The organism is Synechococcus sp. CS-1332 (genome assembly GCF_025127995.1).
Taxonomy (GTDB): Bacteria; Cyanobacteriota; Cyanobacteriia; order PCC-6307; family Cyanobiaceae; genus Cyanobium.
In genome coordinates this window covers 26058-42002 of the sequence record NZ_JAHLYP010000041.1, presented here as the reverse complement: position 1 = coordinate 42002, position 15945 = coordinate 26058, and the positions used below count along the sequence as shown (strand labels likewise).

Annotated in this window: 16 protein-coding genes and 2 pseudogenes; 11 read left to right on the top strand and 7 right to left on the bottom strand. The window is 66.9% G+C overall.

From position 1 onward, the window contains the following. Positions 1 to 7: 7 nt before the first annotated feature. The 6 genes from KQ305_RS09380 (at position 8) to KQ305_RS09355 (ending at position 5631) form a co-directional block, all read left to right on the top strand. Complete coding sequence (locus KQ305_RS09380) at positions 8 to 409, top strand: fasciclin domain-containing protein (RefSeq protein WP_259725146.1); 402 nt, start codon at positions 8 to 10, stop codon at positions 407 to 409. Further along, complete coding sequence (locus KQ305_RS09375; protein ID WP_259725145.1) at positions 406 to 1473, top strand: amino acid ABC transporter substrate-binding protein; 1068 nt, start codon at positions 406 to 408, stop codon at positions 1471 to 1473. The genes KQ305_RS09380 and KQ305_RS09375 overlap by 4 nt, the downstream gene beginning before the upstream one ends. 69 nt (positions 1474 to 1542) lie before the next feature. After that, positions 1543 to 2604, top strand: a complete 1062-nt coding sequence (locus tag KQ305_RS09370; protein WP_259725144.1) for an amino acid ABC transporter substrate-binding protein — start codon at positions 1543 to 1545, stop codon at positions 2602 to 2604. Next, entirely contained in the window at positions 2604 to 3626 is a 1023-nt protein-coding gene (locus tag KQ305_RS09365; protein ID WP_259725143.1) for an ABC transporter permease subunit, read from the top strand. Before KQ305_RS09370 ends, KQ305_RS09365 begins: the two co-directional genes overlap by 1 nt. Before the next feature lies 1 nt (position 3627). Next, positions 3628 to 4839, top strand: a complete 1212-nt coding sequence (locus tag KQ305_RS09360) for an amino acid ABC transporter permease (RefSeq protein WP_259725142.1) — start codon at positions 3628 to 3630, stop codon at positions 4837 to 4839. Positions 4840 to 4881: 42 nt separating this feature from the next. Further along, positions 4882 to 5631: an amino acid ABC transporter ATP-binding protein gene (locus KQ305_RS09355; protein WP_311134338.1), complete on the top strand. Its 750-nt coding sequence runs from the start codon at positions 4882 to 4884 to the stop codon at positions 5629 to 5631. Between the two features lie 32 nt (positions 5632 to 5663). On the opposite strand, the gene KQ305_RS09350 is transcribed toward KQ305_RS09355, so the two are convergent. From KQ305_RS09350 to KQ305_RS09340, 3 genes and pseudogenes are all read right to left on the bottom strand, one after another. Further along, positions 5664 to 5939: a hypothetical protein gene (locus KQ305_RS09350; protein ID WP_259725201.1), complete on the bottom strand. Its 276-nt coding sequence runs from the start codon at positions 5937 to 5939 to the stop codon at positions 5664 to 5666. Next, a pseudogene (locus KQ305_RS09345) lies at positions 5939 to 6124 on the bottom strand (hypothetical protein); the annotation flags it as partial. The pseudogene KQ305_RS09345 and the gene KQ305_RS09350, both read right to left, overlap by 1 nt. Before the next feature lie 349 nt (positions 6125 to 6473). Beyond that, a pseudogene (locus KQ305_RS09340) lies at positions 6474 to 7310 on the bottom strand (IS5 family transposase). Positions 7311 to 7378: 68 nt separating this feature from the next. Between KQ305_RS09340 and KQ305_RS09335 the strand changes: the two are divergent. After that, positions 7379 to 8671, top strand: a complete 1293-nt coding sequence (locus tag KQ305_RS09335; RefSeq protein WP_259725141.1) for an EAL domain-containing protein — start codon at positions 7379 to 7381, stop codon at positions 8669 to 8671. A 38-nt stretch (positions 8672 to 8709) separates the two neighbouring features. Here the strand turns inward: KQ305_RS09335 and KQ305_RS09330 are convergent, their stop codons facing one another. Both KQ305_RS09330 and KQ305_RS09325 read right to left on the bottom strand, forming a co-directional pair. Then, the gene (locus KQ305_RS09330) at positions 8710 to 8895 is read right to left on the bottom strand and encodes a leucine zipper domain-containing protein (protein WP_259725140.1); all 186 of its coding nucleotides are present in this window, start codon (positions 8893 to 8895) and stop codon (positions 8710 to 8712) included. Positions 8896 to 8986: 91 nt separating this feature from the next. Then, a complete protein-coding gene (locus KQ305_RS09325) occupies positions 8987 to 10552 on the bottom strand; it encodes a glycoside hydrolase family 57 protein (protein ID WP_259725139.1) in 1566 nt (521 codons plus the stop codon). Positions 10553 to 10663: 111 nt separating this feature from the next. Here KQ305_RS09325 and KQ305_RS09320 point away from each other — a divergent pair, with 111 nt between their 5' ends. Together KQ305_RS09320 and KQ305_RS09315 are read left to right on the top strand one after the other, a co-directional pair. Beyond that, positions 10664 to 12289: a 2-isopropylmalate synthase gene (locus KQ305_RS09320; protein WP_259725138.1), complete on the top strand. Its 1626-nt coding sequence runs from the start codon at positions 10664 to 10666 to the stop codon at positions 12287 to 12289. Then, complete coding sequence (locus KQ305_RS09315; RefSeq protein WP_259725137.1) at positions 12286 to 13122, top strand: carbohydrate ABC transporter permease; 837 nt, start codon at positions 12286 to 12288, stop codon at positions 13120 to 13122. The genes KQ305_RS09320 and KQ305_RS09315 overlap by 4 nt, the downstream gene beginning before the upstream one ends. A gap of 11 nt (positions 13123 to 13133) precedes the next feature. Here the strand turns inward: KQ305_RS09315 and KQ305_RS09310 are convergent, their stop codons facing one another. Then, entirely contained in the window at positions 13134 to 13631 is a 498-nt protein-coding gene (locus tag KQ305_RS09310; protein ID WP_259725136.1) for a lipase chaperone, read from the bottom strand. A 45-nt stretch (positions 13632 to 13676) separates the two neighbouring features. Beyond that, positions 13677 to 15203, bottom strand: coding sequence for a peptide ligase PGM1-related protein (locus tag KQ305_RS09305; RefSeq protein WP_259725135.1), 1527 nt, complete (start codon positions 15201 to 15203; stop codon positions 13677 to 13679). 6 nt (positions 15204 to 15209) lie between these two features. Between KQ305_RS09305 and KQ305_RS09300 the strand changes: the two genes are divergently transcribed. Continuing rightward, positions 15210 to 15560, top strand: coding sequence for a SemiSWEET transporter (locus tag KQ305_RS09300; RefSeq protein WP_311134337.1), 351 nt, complete (start codon positions 15210 to 15212; stop codon positions 15558 to 15560). Between the two features lies 1 nt (position 15561). Next, a complete protein-coding gene (locus tag KQ305_RS09295; RefSeq protein ID WP_259725133.1) occupies positions 15562 to 15945 on the top strand; it encodes a CrcB family protein in 384 nt (127 codons plus the stop codon).

Sequence of the window (15945 nt, the reverse complement as noted above, 5' to 3'; positions counted from 1 at the left end):
GATCTCCATGGCCAACATCATCGAAACCGCCAAGGGAGCCGGTGTCTTCGCCACCCTGCTCACCGCCGTCGAGCTGGCCGGTCTCACCGCCGCCCTCGAGAGTCCAGGCCCCTTCACCGTCTTCGCCCCCGTCGACGACGCCTTCGCCGCCCTTCCCCCCGGCACGGTCCAGACCCTGGTGGACAACGTTCCCCAGCTGGCCCGAATCCTCAAATTCCATGTGCTCTCCGGGGCTTACCTGCGGGAGCAACTGGTGGCGCAGCCGGAATGGGAAAGCCTGGAGGGGGCACCGGTGGCGATCCGCCGGGCCGAGCCCTTCGAGGTCAAGAACGCCACCGTCGTGTCCGCCGACATCGTCTGCGACAACGGCATCGTGCATGTGATCGACCGGGTGATCCTGCCCGGATGATCAGGGCGGCGCTGTCCTTTGGCACGGCGGTGACGCTCCTGGCGGCCCTCGGGGCCCTGGTGGGCTGCGCCGCGGGCAACGGGGCCCCCGGCAGCCCCACCATGGCCAAGATCCGCGAACGGGGACGGCTGGTCTGCGCCGTCGACGGCGCGGTGCCGGGGTTCAGCACCGTGGGCCCCGGCGGAGCCTTCGTGGGCATCGACGCCGACTTCTGCCGGGCGGTGGCCGCCGCGGTGCTTGGCGATCCCGGCAAGGTGGAGTTCCGGCCGGTGACGGCCGGCGAGCGCTTCGTGGCCCTCAGCAGCGGCGAGGTGGACCTGCTCTCGATCAGCTCCACCCACACCCTCAGCCGCGACGCCCCGGGCGGCAACGGCCTCAGCTTCGGGCCAGTCTTCTTCTATGACGGCCAGGGGGTGATGGTGCCCAAGGCCAGCGGCATCCGCAGCCTGCGGCAGCTGGCCGGCCAGCCGATCTGCGTGGAGAGCGGCACCAACACCGAGCTCAACCTGGCCGATCGCATGCGGGAGCTGGGCCTGGCCTACCAGCCGCTGCGCTTCCAGTCCGGTGAGCAGGCCTACCCGGCCTATGAGCAGGGCCGCTGCGCCGCCATCACCAGCGACAGCTCCCTGCTGGCGGCCAAGCGCAGCGGCTTCAAGGATCCTGGCGCCCATGGGTTGCTCCCGGAGCTCCTGAGCAAGGAACCCAGCGCCAAGGTGACGGTGCAGGCGGATCCGGCCTGGGCCGATGCGGTGCGCTGGGTCACCTACACCCTGATCCAGGCCGAGGAGAGCGGCCTCACCCAGGCCAACATTGAGGCGAGCCGCGACGCGGCCCAGGCCGACACCAGCCAGGCCGAAGCGCGCCGCTTCCTGGGGATCAAGGGGGATTTCGGCCGTCAGCTGGGCTTGCCCGCCGACTTCACGCTTCAGGTGGTGAAAGCGGTCGGCAACTACGGCGAGCTGTTCGAGCGCCACCTGGGCCCTGCCACCCCCCTGGGCCTCGAGCGGGGCTTCAACCGGCTCTGGAGCCGCGGCGGCCTGCACATCGCCCCGCCCTTCCGCTGAGGAGGTTCCGGGCGGCCTACCTGCGCCGGCCCGCACCTGCAACAATGCGGCCACCTTAATGACGCAAGCATGTTCTGGAACCGGACCCTCACCCTTGGGGCCTCCCTGTTGGCCGCCGGCCTGCTCGCCGGTTGTGCTGGGGATGATGGCGGCGTGCAGAGCCAGAAGCTCTCCACCATCACGGGACGGGGCAAGCTGATCTGCGGGGTGGAGGGTAAGCTGCCCGGCTTCAGCTTCGTGGGGCCCGACGGCAAGTATCTGGGCCTGGACGTGGACGTCTGCAAGGCGGTGGCCGCCGCGGTGCTGGGGGATCCCGAGAAAGTGGAATTCCGGGATCTGAACTCCAGCGAGCGCTTCGCCGCCCTGGCCAGCGGAGAGGTGGATCTGCTCTCGCGCAACACCACCATGACCCTGAGCCGCGATGCGGCCGGCGGCAACGGCCTCAGCTTCGCCCCCACCACCTTCTATGACGGTCAGGGCGTGCTGGTGCCCGTGGCCAGCGGCATCAAGGACCTCAAGGGGCTCGCCGGCAAACCGATCTGCGTGGAGAGCGGCACCACCACCGAGCTCAACCTGGCCGACCGGATGCGGGAGCAGAACATCCCTTACACGCCGCTGAAATTCCAGACCAGCGACCAGACCTTCGCCGCCTATCTCGGTGACCGCTGCGTGGCCGTCACCAGCGACCGCTCCCAGCTGGCCGGCAAGCGCACCAGCTTCCCCAAACCGGACGCCCACACCCTGCTGCCGGTGGTGATGAGCAAGGAGCCCCTCACCCCCGCCACCACCAACGGCGATCCCGCCTGGGCCGATGCCGTGCGCTGGATCGTCTTCGGCCTGATGCAGGCCGAGGAGAGCGGCATCACCCAGGCGAATGTGGACGCCAAGCTGGCCGAGGCGAAGGCCAACACCAACCAGGCCGACCTGCGCCGCTTCCTTGGGGTGGAAGGTGATTTCGGCAAGCTGCTCGGCCTGCCGCCCGACTTCGTGGTCAAGGCCGTGAAGGCCGTGGGCAACTACGGCGAGATCTTTGATCGCAACGTGGGCCCCGCCTCCGCCCTCAAGCTCGACCGCGGCCTCAACCGCCAGTGGAAGGATGGCGGGCTGATCTACTCCCCGCCCTTCCGTTGATGGCGCCGGTCCCCCCCGCCAAACCGACCCCATCGTCCCTGCCTGCCCCCAAGCCGCCCTGGTGGCGCGACCGCCGCGTCGTTCCCTGGGTGGTGCAGGCCGTGGTGGGTCTGCTGGTGCTGCTGCTGATCGCCTTTCTTCTGGGCAATCTGATCCGCAACCTGACAGCGGCCGGGCTGCTGCTGAGCTGGCGCTGGCTGCAGCAGCCCGCCGGCTTCGACATCTCGGAATCGGTGATTCCCTTCAATGCCCAGCTGCCCTACTGGCGCGCCCTGGCGGCCGGGTTGGTCAACACGATCCGGGCAGTGCTGGTGGGTCTGGTGGGAGCCACCTTGATGGGCTGCCTGGTGGGGATGGCCTCCTTCAGCCACAACGGCCTGCTGCGGCGTCTGGCGCGGGTCTACGTGGAGGTGGTGCGCAACATCCCCCTGCTGCTGCAGCTGGTGTTCTGGTATTTCGTGGTGTTCCTCACCCTGCCTAACGGCGTCGCGGCGATCCAGCTCCCCGGGGTGGTGCTGGCCAAATCGGGGCTGTATATCGCCGGGCTGGGCGAGGGGCTGCGCTGGATGGGTCCGACGCTGGTGAACGGGGTGTGGCAGGCACCGGTGCGCCTGAGCGTCGAATTCGGCGCCCTGCTCACCGGCCTGATCGTGTATTCGGGGGCCTTCATCGCCGAAGTGGTGCGGGGCGGCATCGCGGCGGTGCCGAAGGGGCAGTGGGAGGCGGCCTCCTCCCTGGGACTGAGCTGGTTCGCCACCCTGCGCCGCATCGTCCTGCCCCAGTCGCTGCGGGTGATCGTGCCGGGGCTCAACACCCAGTACATCTCCCTGGCCAAGAACTCCTCCCTGGCGGTGGCGGTGGGCTACACCGACCTCTATTCGGTGGCCGAAACCACCCTCAACCAGACCGGCCGGGCGGTGGAGGTGATCCTGGTGCTGCTGGCGGCCTATCTCACCCTTGACCTGCTGATCTCCGCTCTGATGAACGGTCTCAACCATCTGGTCCAGATCCGGGAGCGCTGAAATGAAACGCCTCCTGCGGCGGCTGCGCGCCGAACTCTTCGCCACCCGCACCGACGCGGTGCTGAGCGTGGTGTTGATCAGCTTGATCAGCCTGGCGGCCTTCGGAGTCCTGCGCTGGGCCTTCACCCAGGCCCAGTGGGCCGTGATCCGGGTCAACAGCACCCTTTTCGCGGTGGGCCGCTACCCGGTGGAGCAGCAGTGGCGCGTCTGGTTGCTCACCGCTCTGCTGGTCGCGGCCAGCGGTGCCACCTGGGGCCTGCTGCGGGCCCACCCCCGCCCCGACCGCACCGGTGTGCTCTGGCCTCGCAACGACCGGATCGCGGCAACGCTTCTGGTGGTGCTGGGACTGTGGAGGCCCTGGGCCATGGGGCTGACCGTCTCCATTCAGGCCCGCTGGTGGGGTCTGGTGGCCCTGCTGCTGCTGGTCCGCTGGCTGGCCGGACGCTTCGGTCGCCGCTTCGGCCCCACGGGCTTGCGGTTGGTGGCCCTGATGTGGCCGGTCCTCTATTTGGTGGGCATGGTGCTGATCAGCGGCGGCCTGGGCCTGGTGACCGTCTCCCCTTCCGAATGGGGCGGACTGATGCTCACCCTGCTGGCCTCCAGCTTCGCCATCCTGCTGTGCTTCCCGATCGGTGTGCTGTTGGCGCTCGGTCGCCGCAGCGACCTCCCCCTGCTGCGTTGGGGTTCGGTGCTGTACATCGAGTTCATCCGGGGGGCCCCCCTGATCACCCTGCTGTTCCTCGGCCAGAACATCCTCGGCTTCCTGCTGCCCGGCGGCCTGGCGCCGGAGCGGGTCTGGCGGGCGGCCTGGGTGCTCACCTTCTTCGCCGCCGCCTACCTGGCGGAGGCGGTGCGCTCCGGCCTGGCGGCCGTACCCCAGGGCCAGCTGGAAGCCGCCCGCTCCCTCGGCCTGTCCCATCCAAAAGCGCTCCAGCACGTGGTGCTGCCCCAGGCCCTGAGGGTGGCCCTGCCGGCGATGGTGGGGCAGTTCATCTCGCTCCTGCAGGACACCACCCTGCTGTCACTGATCGGATTGCTGGAACTGCTCGGCACGGCCCGAACTGTGATGGCCAACCCGGCTTTTCTAGGCAGGAACGGTGAGGTCTACCTCACCCTGGCCGTGCTGTTCTGGGGCTGCTGTGCCGCCCTCGGACTGGGCAGCCGGGCCCTGGAGCGGCGCCTCGATCCCCACGCGGTGCCCACCGCCACCTGAGCAGTTTCCCCCTTCCCACGCTCCGTTCCCGTTTCCCGCCCCATGAGCCAACCCAGCAGCGAACTGATGATCGAGGCGCGGGCCGTCGAGAAGTGGTACCCCAACGGATTTCAGGCGTTGCGTGGGGCCAGCCTGACGGTGAGGCGCGGTGAGGTGGTGGTGATCATGGGCCCCTCGGGCTCGGGCAAGAGCACCTTCATCCGCACCTTCAATGCACTGGAGGATTTCCAGAAGGGCAGCATCACCGTCGATGGCATCGTCCTCTCCAACGACCTGCGCAACATCGACGCCGTCCGCCGGGAGGTGGGGATGGTGTTCCAGCAGTTCAACCTCTTCCCCCACCTCTCTGTTCTCGACAACCTCACCCTGGCTCCGGTGCTGGTCCGCAAGCGCCCGAAGGCCGAGGTGGAGAAACAGGCCTGGGCCCTGCTGGAACGGGTGGGCATCGCCGAGCAGGCGGGCAAGTATCCCGGCCAGCTCTCGGGGGGCCAGCAGCAGCGGGTGGCGATTGCCCGGGCCCTCTGCATGGAGCCCCGCATCCTGCTGTTCGATGAACCGACCAGCTCGCTTGACCCGGAGATGGTGCGCGAAGTCCTGGAGGTGATGCAGAACCTCGCCGCCGACGACATCACCATGGTGGTGGTGACCCACGAGGTGAAATTCGCCCGCCATGTGGCCCACCGGGTGGTGCTGATGGCCGACGGCGAAGTGGTGGAGGAGGCCGAGCCCGAGGTGTTCTTCACCAACCCTTCCCACCAGCGCACCCGACGCTTCCTGGATCAGATCCTCTGAATCGCCCTAGGTGTGCTTTCCCACCAGGTTGTTCATGCCTGCAGCTGAGCGAGCCGCTGCTGGGGGGTGAGTCCACCCAGGGCCATGTGGCACCTGCGGCCGTTATCGATCCGCAAGTAGGCCGGCAGCCGCTCATTGCGCGCCGCTGATGTGCTGTAGGGCATCACGTAGGCCCATTCCTCCAGCAACGTCTTGATGTAGACGAAGTCGGCCGGAGGCCATACCGCTCGGCCTTGCCATTGGTACGAGGGGTGTAGGGCCTGGTCTTCTTCACCTTCAATCCCATGGCGTGGCAGGCATTTCGCCACCCATGTGACTTGTAGGCCGAGCCGTTGTCGCTGAGCACCCGGCGGCATTCGATCCCCTGGACGTTGAACCAGGCCACCGCTCGGCTCAGGAAGCCCACCGTGGTCGGCCCCTTCTCGTCGTCCAACACCTCGGCATGGTCAGCGAAGCGCACCTTCCGGTGCGACGGACAGGCGGGTGGCGTCATCCACGGCCACATGGACCTTCTCATAGCCCACGCCGGGGGAGCTCCTAAGGCAAACTTTGTAGGGGTCAGATCAGAGATCGGCACCTACAAACCATGGGAAAAAGACCATCGGCGATTCCTCCTTGGGCTGGGATGAAAGCGGAACTGAATGAAAACCGCTAGGGAACCTCTGATCAAGACGGCATAATTCAGACAATCTAGTCACATTCTCGTCAATGAGACATGCCCGGCGGATTTTGCCCGCTTTTCGCTCAGAGCAGCCCTCGTGTATGCGTTGAGACAGTTTCCACCATACGTTCCGCTTGATTTCTGGATGATTTTCGATCTTTGGACACACCAAGCCCTTGTATCACGCTGGATCAGGTATCCGTTCCCGTACCATCCAGAGGTATGCCAGGGCAAAGAGTAACTTCAGTTTGAGGTCGTTCTTGCGGATGCCTCGATAGAAGACCTTCCGGAAGCCGAACTGATATTTGATGATCCGAAAGGGATGCTCCACTATGGCGTGGAAGTGGGCCTTCGCCGTCTCAATCAGATCCAGACGCCTGCCCTCTGGTGTCTCTGGAAGCACTCTGCGTTGGCCGGGTTTCATGGCAATCCTGAGCTCTGCCTTGCAGTCTTGGAATTCGTTTCGTTTCTCGATGCCGATGTGGCAACGGATCCCCAAAAACCACTGCTTGCCTTTGGCTACCGAGTGCATTTTCAGGATCTCTCTCCTTTGCCTTGTTCTTGGTGGAGCAGGGGGCATTCATGATCGTGGCATCAAGGATTGTGCCTTCTCTCAGAATCACTCCTTTCTCGCTCAGCATCTGCTTCACCCCCTCCAGGATCTGCTCGGCGATGCGGTGCTCCTCCAGCAGATGGCGGAAGTTGAGGATCGTGGTCTCATCGGGGATTCTCCCTTCCATCGACCCGATTCCGGCAAAGCGACGGAAGCAGGGCGTATCCATCAGCATCTCCTCCATCAGAGGATCGGACGGCGTGAACCACTGCTGCAGCAGGTGGATCCGCAACATCACTTCCAAAGGAATCGGCGGGCGACCTCCCTTGCTGGAGTGCTTGTGATAGACGGGCTCGATCAAGGCCAGGAAGGCTTCCCAGGGAACCGTGGCCTCCACTCATCCAAGAAGCGCTGGCGACGCGTGCTCTTTTTGGCGTGAATTTGCTCGTCGTCCGAAAAGCCCAGCTGGAGGGGGGCGGCGATCCGTTCCAGTCTCAGTCTTGGATCTCGATTGATTTTAGTACGTTTTTCAGATGTTCCCTAGGGTTAAATGCTGCTGGCTCGCTACAACTGTAGTCCGCCGTCATTTGCGCTCAATGGTTCATGCTGAACTTATGGAGCTAACGATGGAGGTCCCTGCGACCCTCCCGTCGAATCAGCTAGACATTCACTTTCAACCAATCGTCTCCCTCAAGCAAGCCTCCGTGGTGGGCTTGGAGGCCCTCGCGCGCCCGACGCACATGGGTGTCGGACAGCAGTTCGACAAGGCCCGCAAGGCTGGGAAGCTGCTGGAGCTGGATCGCCGCTGCCGCATCCGGGCCATGGAGGCCTACCGGGATCTCAACTTGCCCCGGTCCATGCGCCCCTTTCTGTTTCTCAACTTTGAAACTTCATTGATCGACGAGGGAGTTGAAGGCTCGGGAGCCTTGCTCGAGGCCACCGAGGCCACGGGTCTGGAACCCAGAGACATCGTGATCGAGCTCAACGAAACCAAGGTTCAGGACACGATGACCCTGAAACGCTTCGTGGAGCGCCATCGTGAATTGGGTTTCCTGATCGCAATTGACGACTTGGGATCCGGCCACAGCAACCTGCCACGCATCGCCGAATTGCGGCCCCACATCATCAAGCTCGACCGCAGTCTCATCGCCGGAGTCGACCGGGACTTTTTCAAGCAGGAAATGATGAAGTCGCTGGTCTTACTTGGAAAGACCATCGGCACTCTGGTGCTGGCTGAAGGGGTGGAAACCCAGGCAGAGCTGGACACCTGCGCCGCCCTCGGAGCAGAGTTCTTCCAGGGCTATCACTTTGCGCGCCCCAAGCCAGCGGCCAACCTGCACTTGGCAGCCCTGCACCCAGTGCTGATGGAAGCCGCCCGCCGGCAACGGGTCAAAGCCGTGGCCGCCATCCAGGCCCGCCACATGGAGGGCCTCGATCTGATCAATCTGGCCCGCGCAGGGTGTGAAGGCCTACGTCACATCGCTGCCCAAACGTTCGACGGCGGCCTTGCCAACTGGGTAGGCACCAACACCATGATCGAAGCGGCCTACGTGCTCGATGGCGACGGACTGCAGATCAGCAACACGCACCTGGGCCAGCGTCTCCCCCCGTCGAGGAACCGCCTGTTCACACCCGCCACGCGGGGCACCGACCACGCCAACAAGGAGTATTTCTTCAGCCTGATTGACACGGGTCTCCATCAGCACATCACCGACACCTACATCAGCCTGGCCACCGGCCAGCCCTGCCGCACCGTGGCCACGAGGTTGGAGCACGCCAGCGGCGCTTCCTTCGTGCTCTGTATTGATCAGCGCCTCAAACCCTGATCTGATCGCCAATACCACCAGTCCACGGTCCTGCTGATTCAACGGTCGACTCCAGAGCGCGAGGCCGCGATCGAGCGGGCCCGGGCCAGCCACTTGTAGGCGCAGCGCAGGTTGATCCCGGCTTGCGCCGCAAGGGTCTTGAGCTGCACGCCCTCATCGAGATGCCGACGAATCAGGCGTTCCCGACTGATCGGCGTCAGACGGACCAGTGGGTGGCTATGCATGGGGTGTGAGGTCTTGAGAGGGGCGGTGACACCCCGACCCTGGCGACCTCACACCCAATCGTCAGCTGAACAACCTGGTGGGACTACACACCTAGGCGCGCGTCGCCCAGTCGGCCGCGTTCAGCTCCGGGAACAGCCCGTCCTCCCGCTGCACCCCCACCAGCCATTCCTGGGGCGGGTCGGTGCCGTGCTCGAGGGCATCGATCAGGCGCCAGAACCGGTCGAGGTGGCGACGGATCCGCTCGCGGGCCAGGCCGGTGGTGGTGCCGGCCCGCAGGATGAAGCTCCAGTCCGAGCTCTGGGCCAGCAGCAGTTCGCGACCCGCCTGGGTGAGCAGGGTGCGCTGGTCGGTGCTGCCCACCCCCCGGTTCACCCGTTGCACCATGGCCCGGGAGGCGCGCTGCCACTCGGCCACGACCCAGGCGTTGGTGTCGTTCAGCCAGTAGTCGTGGTAGCCCCCCTGGCCCCAGCTGGAGGGGGCCGGCCGGCAGACCTGCAGCGACCGACTCTGGCTGAGCACGTCGCGCAGGTGGGTGAAGCGCACATCCATCGCGGGGCCCTGGCGGAACAGCTCGGCCAGGAACTGGGGCCCTTCAAACCACCAGTGGCCGAACAGTTCGGCGTCGAAGGGCGCCACCAGCAGCGGTGGCGGCTCGATCGTGGCAGCCAGATGGGCCATCTGCTCGGAGCGGCCGCGAAGAAAGGCCCCCGCGTGCTCCTTGACCTTGTCCGCCGCCCGCTCCGGGTCGTAGGGCTGCTTCAACTCCAGGGGACAGCCCTGGGCGCTGACCCGGTGCAACTTGAGTCCCAGGGGGCGCCGATCGCGAATGCCCAGGGCGCCCAGCGCCTCTTCCGGCAGGTCCCAGCCCAGGTCGCGGTGGAACTCCCGGTAGGCGCCGTCGCCTGGATAGCCCTGGCTGGCACTCCACACCGGCAGGGTGGACTCACTGTCACGGGCGAAGAAGGCCACCCCGGCGGTGGAACAGATCGGGGCATACACCCCGTAGCGCGGGCGGGGCAGGCCATGGAGCAGCCCGTGGCCGTCGAGCAGGGAATAGCGCAGGCCGCACTCCGCCAGGAGCCGGTCGAGATCTTCGTAGTAGGCGCACTCCGGCAGCCAGATCCCCAGGGGGCGCTGGCCAAGCAGCCGCTGATGTTCCCGCACGGCGGTGAGCAGCTGGGCCCGCACCGCCTCCGGCGACTCCCGCAGCAGGGGCAGATAGCCATGGGTGGCGCCGCAGGTGATCAGATCCAGGACCCCCTGCTCCTGCAGGCGCTGGAACCGGGGCAGCAGATTCCCCTCCATCTGCCGCCACTGGACCTCGATGGCCGAGAGCGTGAGCTGCAGCTGGCGGGCTGGCAACTCCAGGTCCTGATCCGCCTGGTCAAGCAAGGTCCGGCGCAGGGCCAGCCAGCCAGGGAAACGGCCGTTCAGGGCCCTGTCGCTCAGCAGGGACAGCAGGGTGGGGGAGAGGCCAAGGGTGAGTTTCGGCCGTTGTTCTGGATCGGCGGCCGCCCGCTCCAGCACGGCCAGCAGGGGCAGATAGCATTCCTGCAGCGCCTGGAAGTACCAGTCCTCCTCCAGCGACCCGGGTTCTCCCGACCGGACGTAGGGGAGGTGGGCATGCAACACCAGGGCCAGATCGCCTGCGGCCATGGGGAAACCTCTGGGGCGCCACTCTGGGGCGTCACTGTACGTTCCGCTCCAGGAGCAGGGCCTCCGGCCCCTAGAGTGGCCCTAACTCATAGCTGTTCCGCCTAAACCCCCATGGCCCGCGATCCCGGCCGGGTATTGATCTTCGATACCACCCTCCGCGACGGGGAACAGTCCCCTGGCGCCAGCCTCAACCTTGAGGAGAAGCTCGCGATCGCCCAGCAGCTGGCCCGCCTGGGGGTGGACATCATTGAGGCCGGCTTCCCCTTCGCCAGCAGTGGCGATTTTCACGCCGTTCAAAAGATCGCCGCGACCGTGGGGACTGCGGATGGTCCCGTGATCTGCGGGCTGGCCCGGGCGGCCAGCGGCGACATCAAAGCCTGCGCCGAAGCCGTGGCCCCGGCGGCCCACCGGCGCATCCACACCTTCATCGCCACCAGCGACATCCACCTGGAGCACAAGCTGCGCAAGAGCCGCGCCGAGGTGCTCGCCATCACCGAGGAGATGGTGGCCTATGCCCGCTCCCTGGTGGAGGACGTGGAGTTCTCCTGCGAGGACGCCGGCCGCAGCGACCCGGCCTTTATGCACGAGGTGATCGAAGCGGCGATCAAGGCCGGGGCCACCACTATCAACATCCCCGACACCGTGGGTTACACCACGCCGGCCGAATTCGGTGAAATCATCGCCGGCATCAACCGCTCGGTGCCCAACATCGACCAGGCGGTGATTTCGGTGCATGGGCACAACGATCTGGGGCTGGCCGTCGCCAACTTCCTCGAGGCCGTCAAGCACGGTGCCCGCCAGCTGGAGTGCACCATCAACGGCATCGGCGAACGGGCCGGCAATGCCTCCCTTGAAGAGTTGGTGATGGCGCTGCACGTCCGCCGCAGCTACTTCAATCCGTTCCTGGGCCGGCCGGCCGAGCAGCGCGATCCGCTCACCAACGTGCGCACCGAGGAAATCACCAAGACCTCCCGGCTGGTGTCCAATCTCACCGGCATGGCGGTGCAGCCCAACAAGGCGATCGTGGGTGCCAATGCCTTCGCCCACGAGTCCGGTATCCACCAGGACGGCGTGCTCAAGAACCGGCTCACCTACGAGATCATCGATGCCCGCACCGTCGGCCTGGCCGACAACCGCCTCTCCCTCGGCAAACTCTCGGGCCGCAGCGCCTTCCGCGCCCGGCTCGAGGAGCTCGGCTACACCCTGGAGCGCAACGACCTCGACGACGCCTTCGCCCGCTTCAAGGAGCTGGCCGACCGCAAGCGCGAGATCACCGACCGGGATCTGGAGGCGATCGTCAGTGAACAGGTGCAGCAGCAGGACGGCCCCCGCTATGCCCTGCAATCGGTGCAGGTGAGTTGCGGCACCAACCTGCAGCCCACCGCCACGGTCACCCTGCGGGACGGAGACGGCATCGACCTGACCGAGGCGGCCATCGGCACCGGTCCGGTGGATGCGGTCTGCCAGGCCCTCAACCACCTGGCCCAGGTGCCGAACGAGCTGGTGGAATTCAGCATCAAGTCCGTCACCGAAGGCATCGACGCCATGGGCGAGGTGACCATCCGCCTGCGCCACCAGGGGGTGCTCTATTCGGGCCATGCCGCCGACACCGACATCGTCGTGGCCGCGGCCCAGGCCTTCGTCAACGCCCTCAACCGGCTGGTGTCGGGCAGCCAGCGCGCCCCGCTCCATCCCCAGAAGACCCCCCTTCCGGTGGCGGAACTGCCGCGGCTGTGAACGCCCCCAACCGCTCCTCGCTGGCCACGGGCCTGCAACTCGCCGTGCTGCTGTTGGTGGCCGTGCTGCTGCTGCTGCCCCTGCTGTGGCTGGTAAGCACCTCCCTGAAGGGGCCGGCGGAGGACATCTTCACCAGCCCTCCCGCCCTGCTGCCGAGTCAGCCCAGCCTGGAGGCCTACGGGCGCCTGTTCGCCGCCAATCCCATGGGCACCTACCTGCTCAACAGCACGATCGTCAGCGCCCTGGCGGTGCTGGCCAACCTGCTGTTCTGTTCCCTGGCGGCCTATCCCCTGGCGCGGATGCGCTTCCGCGGCCGCGGGCTGGTGCTGGCCCTGGTGGTGGCCACGATCCTGATCCCCTTCCAGGTGGTAATGATCCCCCTCTACCTGCTGATGGTGCAGATCGGCCTGCGCAACACGCTCTGGGCCCTGATCGTGCCCCAGGCCGCCACCGCCTTCGGCATCTTCCTGCTGCGCCAGAGCTTCCTGGCGGTGCCGGTGGAACTGGAGGAGGCGGCCCGGATCGACGGCTGCACGCCGGTCGGGGAATGGTGGAACGTGATGCTGCCGGCGGCGCGGGCCGATCTGATCACCCTGGCGATGTTCGTGTTCATCGGCACCTGGAGTGATTTCCTCTGGCCGCTGATCATTCTCGACGACCCCAATCTCTACACCTTGCCCCTGGGCCTGCAGCAGCTGGCCAGCAGTTTCTCCCTCGACTGGCGCCTGGTGGCGGCGGGGTCGGTGGTCTCGATCCTGCCGGTGCTGCTGCTGTTCGTGCTGCTGCAGCGCTACATCCTTCCCAGCGCCAGCGGCGATGCGGTGAAGGGCTGAGACGGGGCCCTTCAGGGGTTGCCGGGGGCTGGGGGGCGCAGAACGCCGCCATCACTGCGGTCGGCCGGTGCTGGGCCGGAGCGCCCACCAGGGCCTGACGATGGCATCGGCGAGACAGGGAAAGGATCCGCATCCGCCGGCGGGCGCCGCACCGCCCGGCCCTGTATGTCGGCCAGGGCCGCACGCCATTGCTCCTGTTGCCGCTCGAGGGCTTCGAGCCGCTGGGCACCGGCTTCCAGGGTCTGCAGGCGGCCCACCATCGCCCGCTGCTGTTCCTCCAGCACGGAGGTGCGATCGAGGGCCCGACTGTTCTCCAGTCCCTGCAGGCGCTGCTCCAGCCGCATCAGCCGCTGGCTCTGCTCCCGCGACTTCGTCAGCATCACCAGGAACAGCACCGCCAGCATGGTGCTCAGGCCGATCTGCAGCCAGCCGGTCCAGACCGGCGGCCCACTGGGAGCCGCCGGTGGTGGCCTGAGGCCATCGTCGTCGCGGTCGGTGATCGAGACCATGCCGCCCCCTGTGCTGCCCCATCCTGCCCTGCATGGACCTGACCGTCAGGCCCCACTGCGGGCGCTGGCACCGGCCAGCAGCTCCGCCACCGTGGATCGGTAGACGGCCGAGGCCTGCTCCGGATCGCGGCCGATGCAGGTCATGCCCAGCTTGCCGAACTCAGAAAGGCAGCCCAACAGGTGAAAGACGCTGCCATGCAACCGGGCGGGGTCGTAGTGCAGGCCGGCCTCGGCGACGATGTCGATCAGGTCGAGCGGCATCAGGCCCCGCAGACGGGGGTCGCTGTGGTTGTCGGTGGCGCGGTAGTGCAGCGGTTGGCCGGTGGGGGAGAGGAAGCGGCCCGTGGCGGGCTCGAGGCTGCCGGCGGTGATTGCCCGCAGGGCCATGAAGGGATGGGTGGTGCCGCCCTGGCGCAGGTTCACCTCGATGGCCTGGAGATCCCACGTTTCGCCAAAGCGGCGGGCGATGAAATCGACCCCGTAGCGCTCCAGGGCCCCTTCGGCGGCGAGGGCCTGGCCGACGGCCCGGCCGTGCTCCATCAGGGCCACCCGGTAGGGCTCGGCGGCGGGGAAGCAGCAGCCGAGGTAGGTCTGGCCGCCAGGGCCACCGAGGATCTGCTCGTGGGTGGAGAGCACCTCCACCAGCCCCCCCGGATGGATCGTGCCCTGCACACTTGGGGAACGGAGCTCGGCACCACCCTCCAGCCAGGCCTCGGCCAGCGCCCCCTGCTGGGCCATCAGCCCCCTCCAGGCCGCCGCCGGCATCGGCAGGGCCTCCAGGGCCTCAGCGAGCCGGGCGACCCGCTCCCGCCTGGAGCGACCGGCCAGGGCCAGGGGGGTGAACTCCAGCCGGGCATTGCCTTCGCCGCTGAAGCCCTCGTTCAACTTGATCACGCAACCACCCAACTCGGGGTGGGCGTCCCAGAGATCGGCCACCGCCTCCGCCAGATCCTCGAGACCATGGGCCAGGCCGGTGCCGGGGGGATGGGGAACGCTGCAGCGGGCAAACAGCTCCCGACTGCCCGCCTTGGTGCCCCAGTAACCCAGGGCCGGATCGGTGCCCAGCAGCGGCACCTGCAGGCGTTCGGAGAGTGTCTTCTCCAGCGGCGTCACCACGTAGCAGTTGATGAAGCTGCGGCCGGGCCGGAGCCGTGCCCGGATCCTCTCCAGCAGGGCCGGACGCTCCAGCAGCTTCTGGGTGAGCGGTCGGGCGGAGCCGTCGTCGGTGTCGAACAGGTGCAGCCGCCGGCGGGCATGGGAGGTGGGGACCCCGGGCATCAGCTCCAGCACGGCGTCCACCACCAGCTCCGGCAACAACTTGCTGGTCACGTACACCACCTGCACCCCGGGATTGCGGAGCCGCATCAGGGAGAACAGCTGCCGTTCCTCGTAGTGGTGGGCTCCCGTGACCAGGGCCAGCTGGGAGGGATCCATGGTGAGGGAGGGCACCATCAGCAGATCGAAGTCCGCACCGGCCCCACTGCCACCGGCACCAGTACCACTGGCCTCGCCATGCTCCCGGCCCCAGGGGGCCTGCAGCTGCCCCTGCAGTTCGCGGAAGCTCAGGACCACGGCGGAATGGGCGGAATATCGTCATGCTGCTCCCAACAGACGCCAGCGCCAATGGAGTCCTTCGCGGTGAGTGCCCTCGGTTATGGGGCTGCCTCGTTGACCACCCTCAGCCTGTTCCCGCAGGCCGTGAAGACCGTGCGCAGTGGCGACACCAGCGCCATTTCCCTGCGGATGTATGGCCTGTTCACCCTGGGGATCCTGGCCTGGGCCGCCTACGGACTGCTCAAGGCCGATGGCCCAGTGATCATCGCCAACCTGGTCACCCTGGTGCCGGCGACGGTGGTGCTGGAACGCAAGCTACGGGCGCTGCTGGAGGGGCGAGAACCCTGGGGCCGTGGTCCCCGGGGGAAGGGCTGAGATGGCGGCAGCCTTCAGCAACGAGGCCCTGTTCGTCGCCATCGGAGCGGTACCGGGGGCCTGGTTGCGCTTCCGGGTCGTCAACCATTTCGAGCCGATGCTGCCCCGCAAGCACTGGGGCACCTTCGGTGTGAATCTGATCGCCTGTTTCGCCCTCGGCCTGCTGGTGAGTCTGCAGACCAGCTGCGGGTTGGCGGCGGGCCGCACCCTGTTGCTCCTGGGCACGGGATTCCTGGGCAGCTTCAGCACCTTCTCCACCTGGATCGCCGAACTGCACGAAACCCTGCAGCGGCAGCAGCGCCGGGAGGCTCTCCTCCTCTGTGGCGGCTCGGTGCTGGGTGGGCTGCTGGCCGTGGGCGCCGGCCTGGCCCTGGGCAGCTCCTAG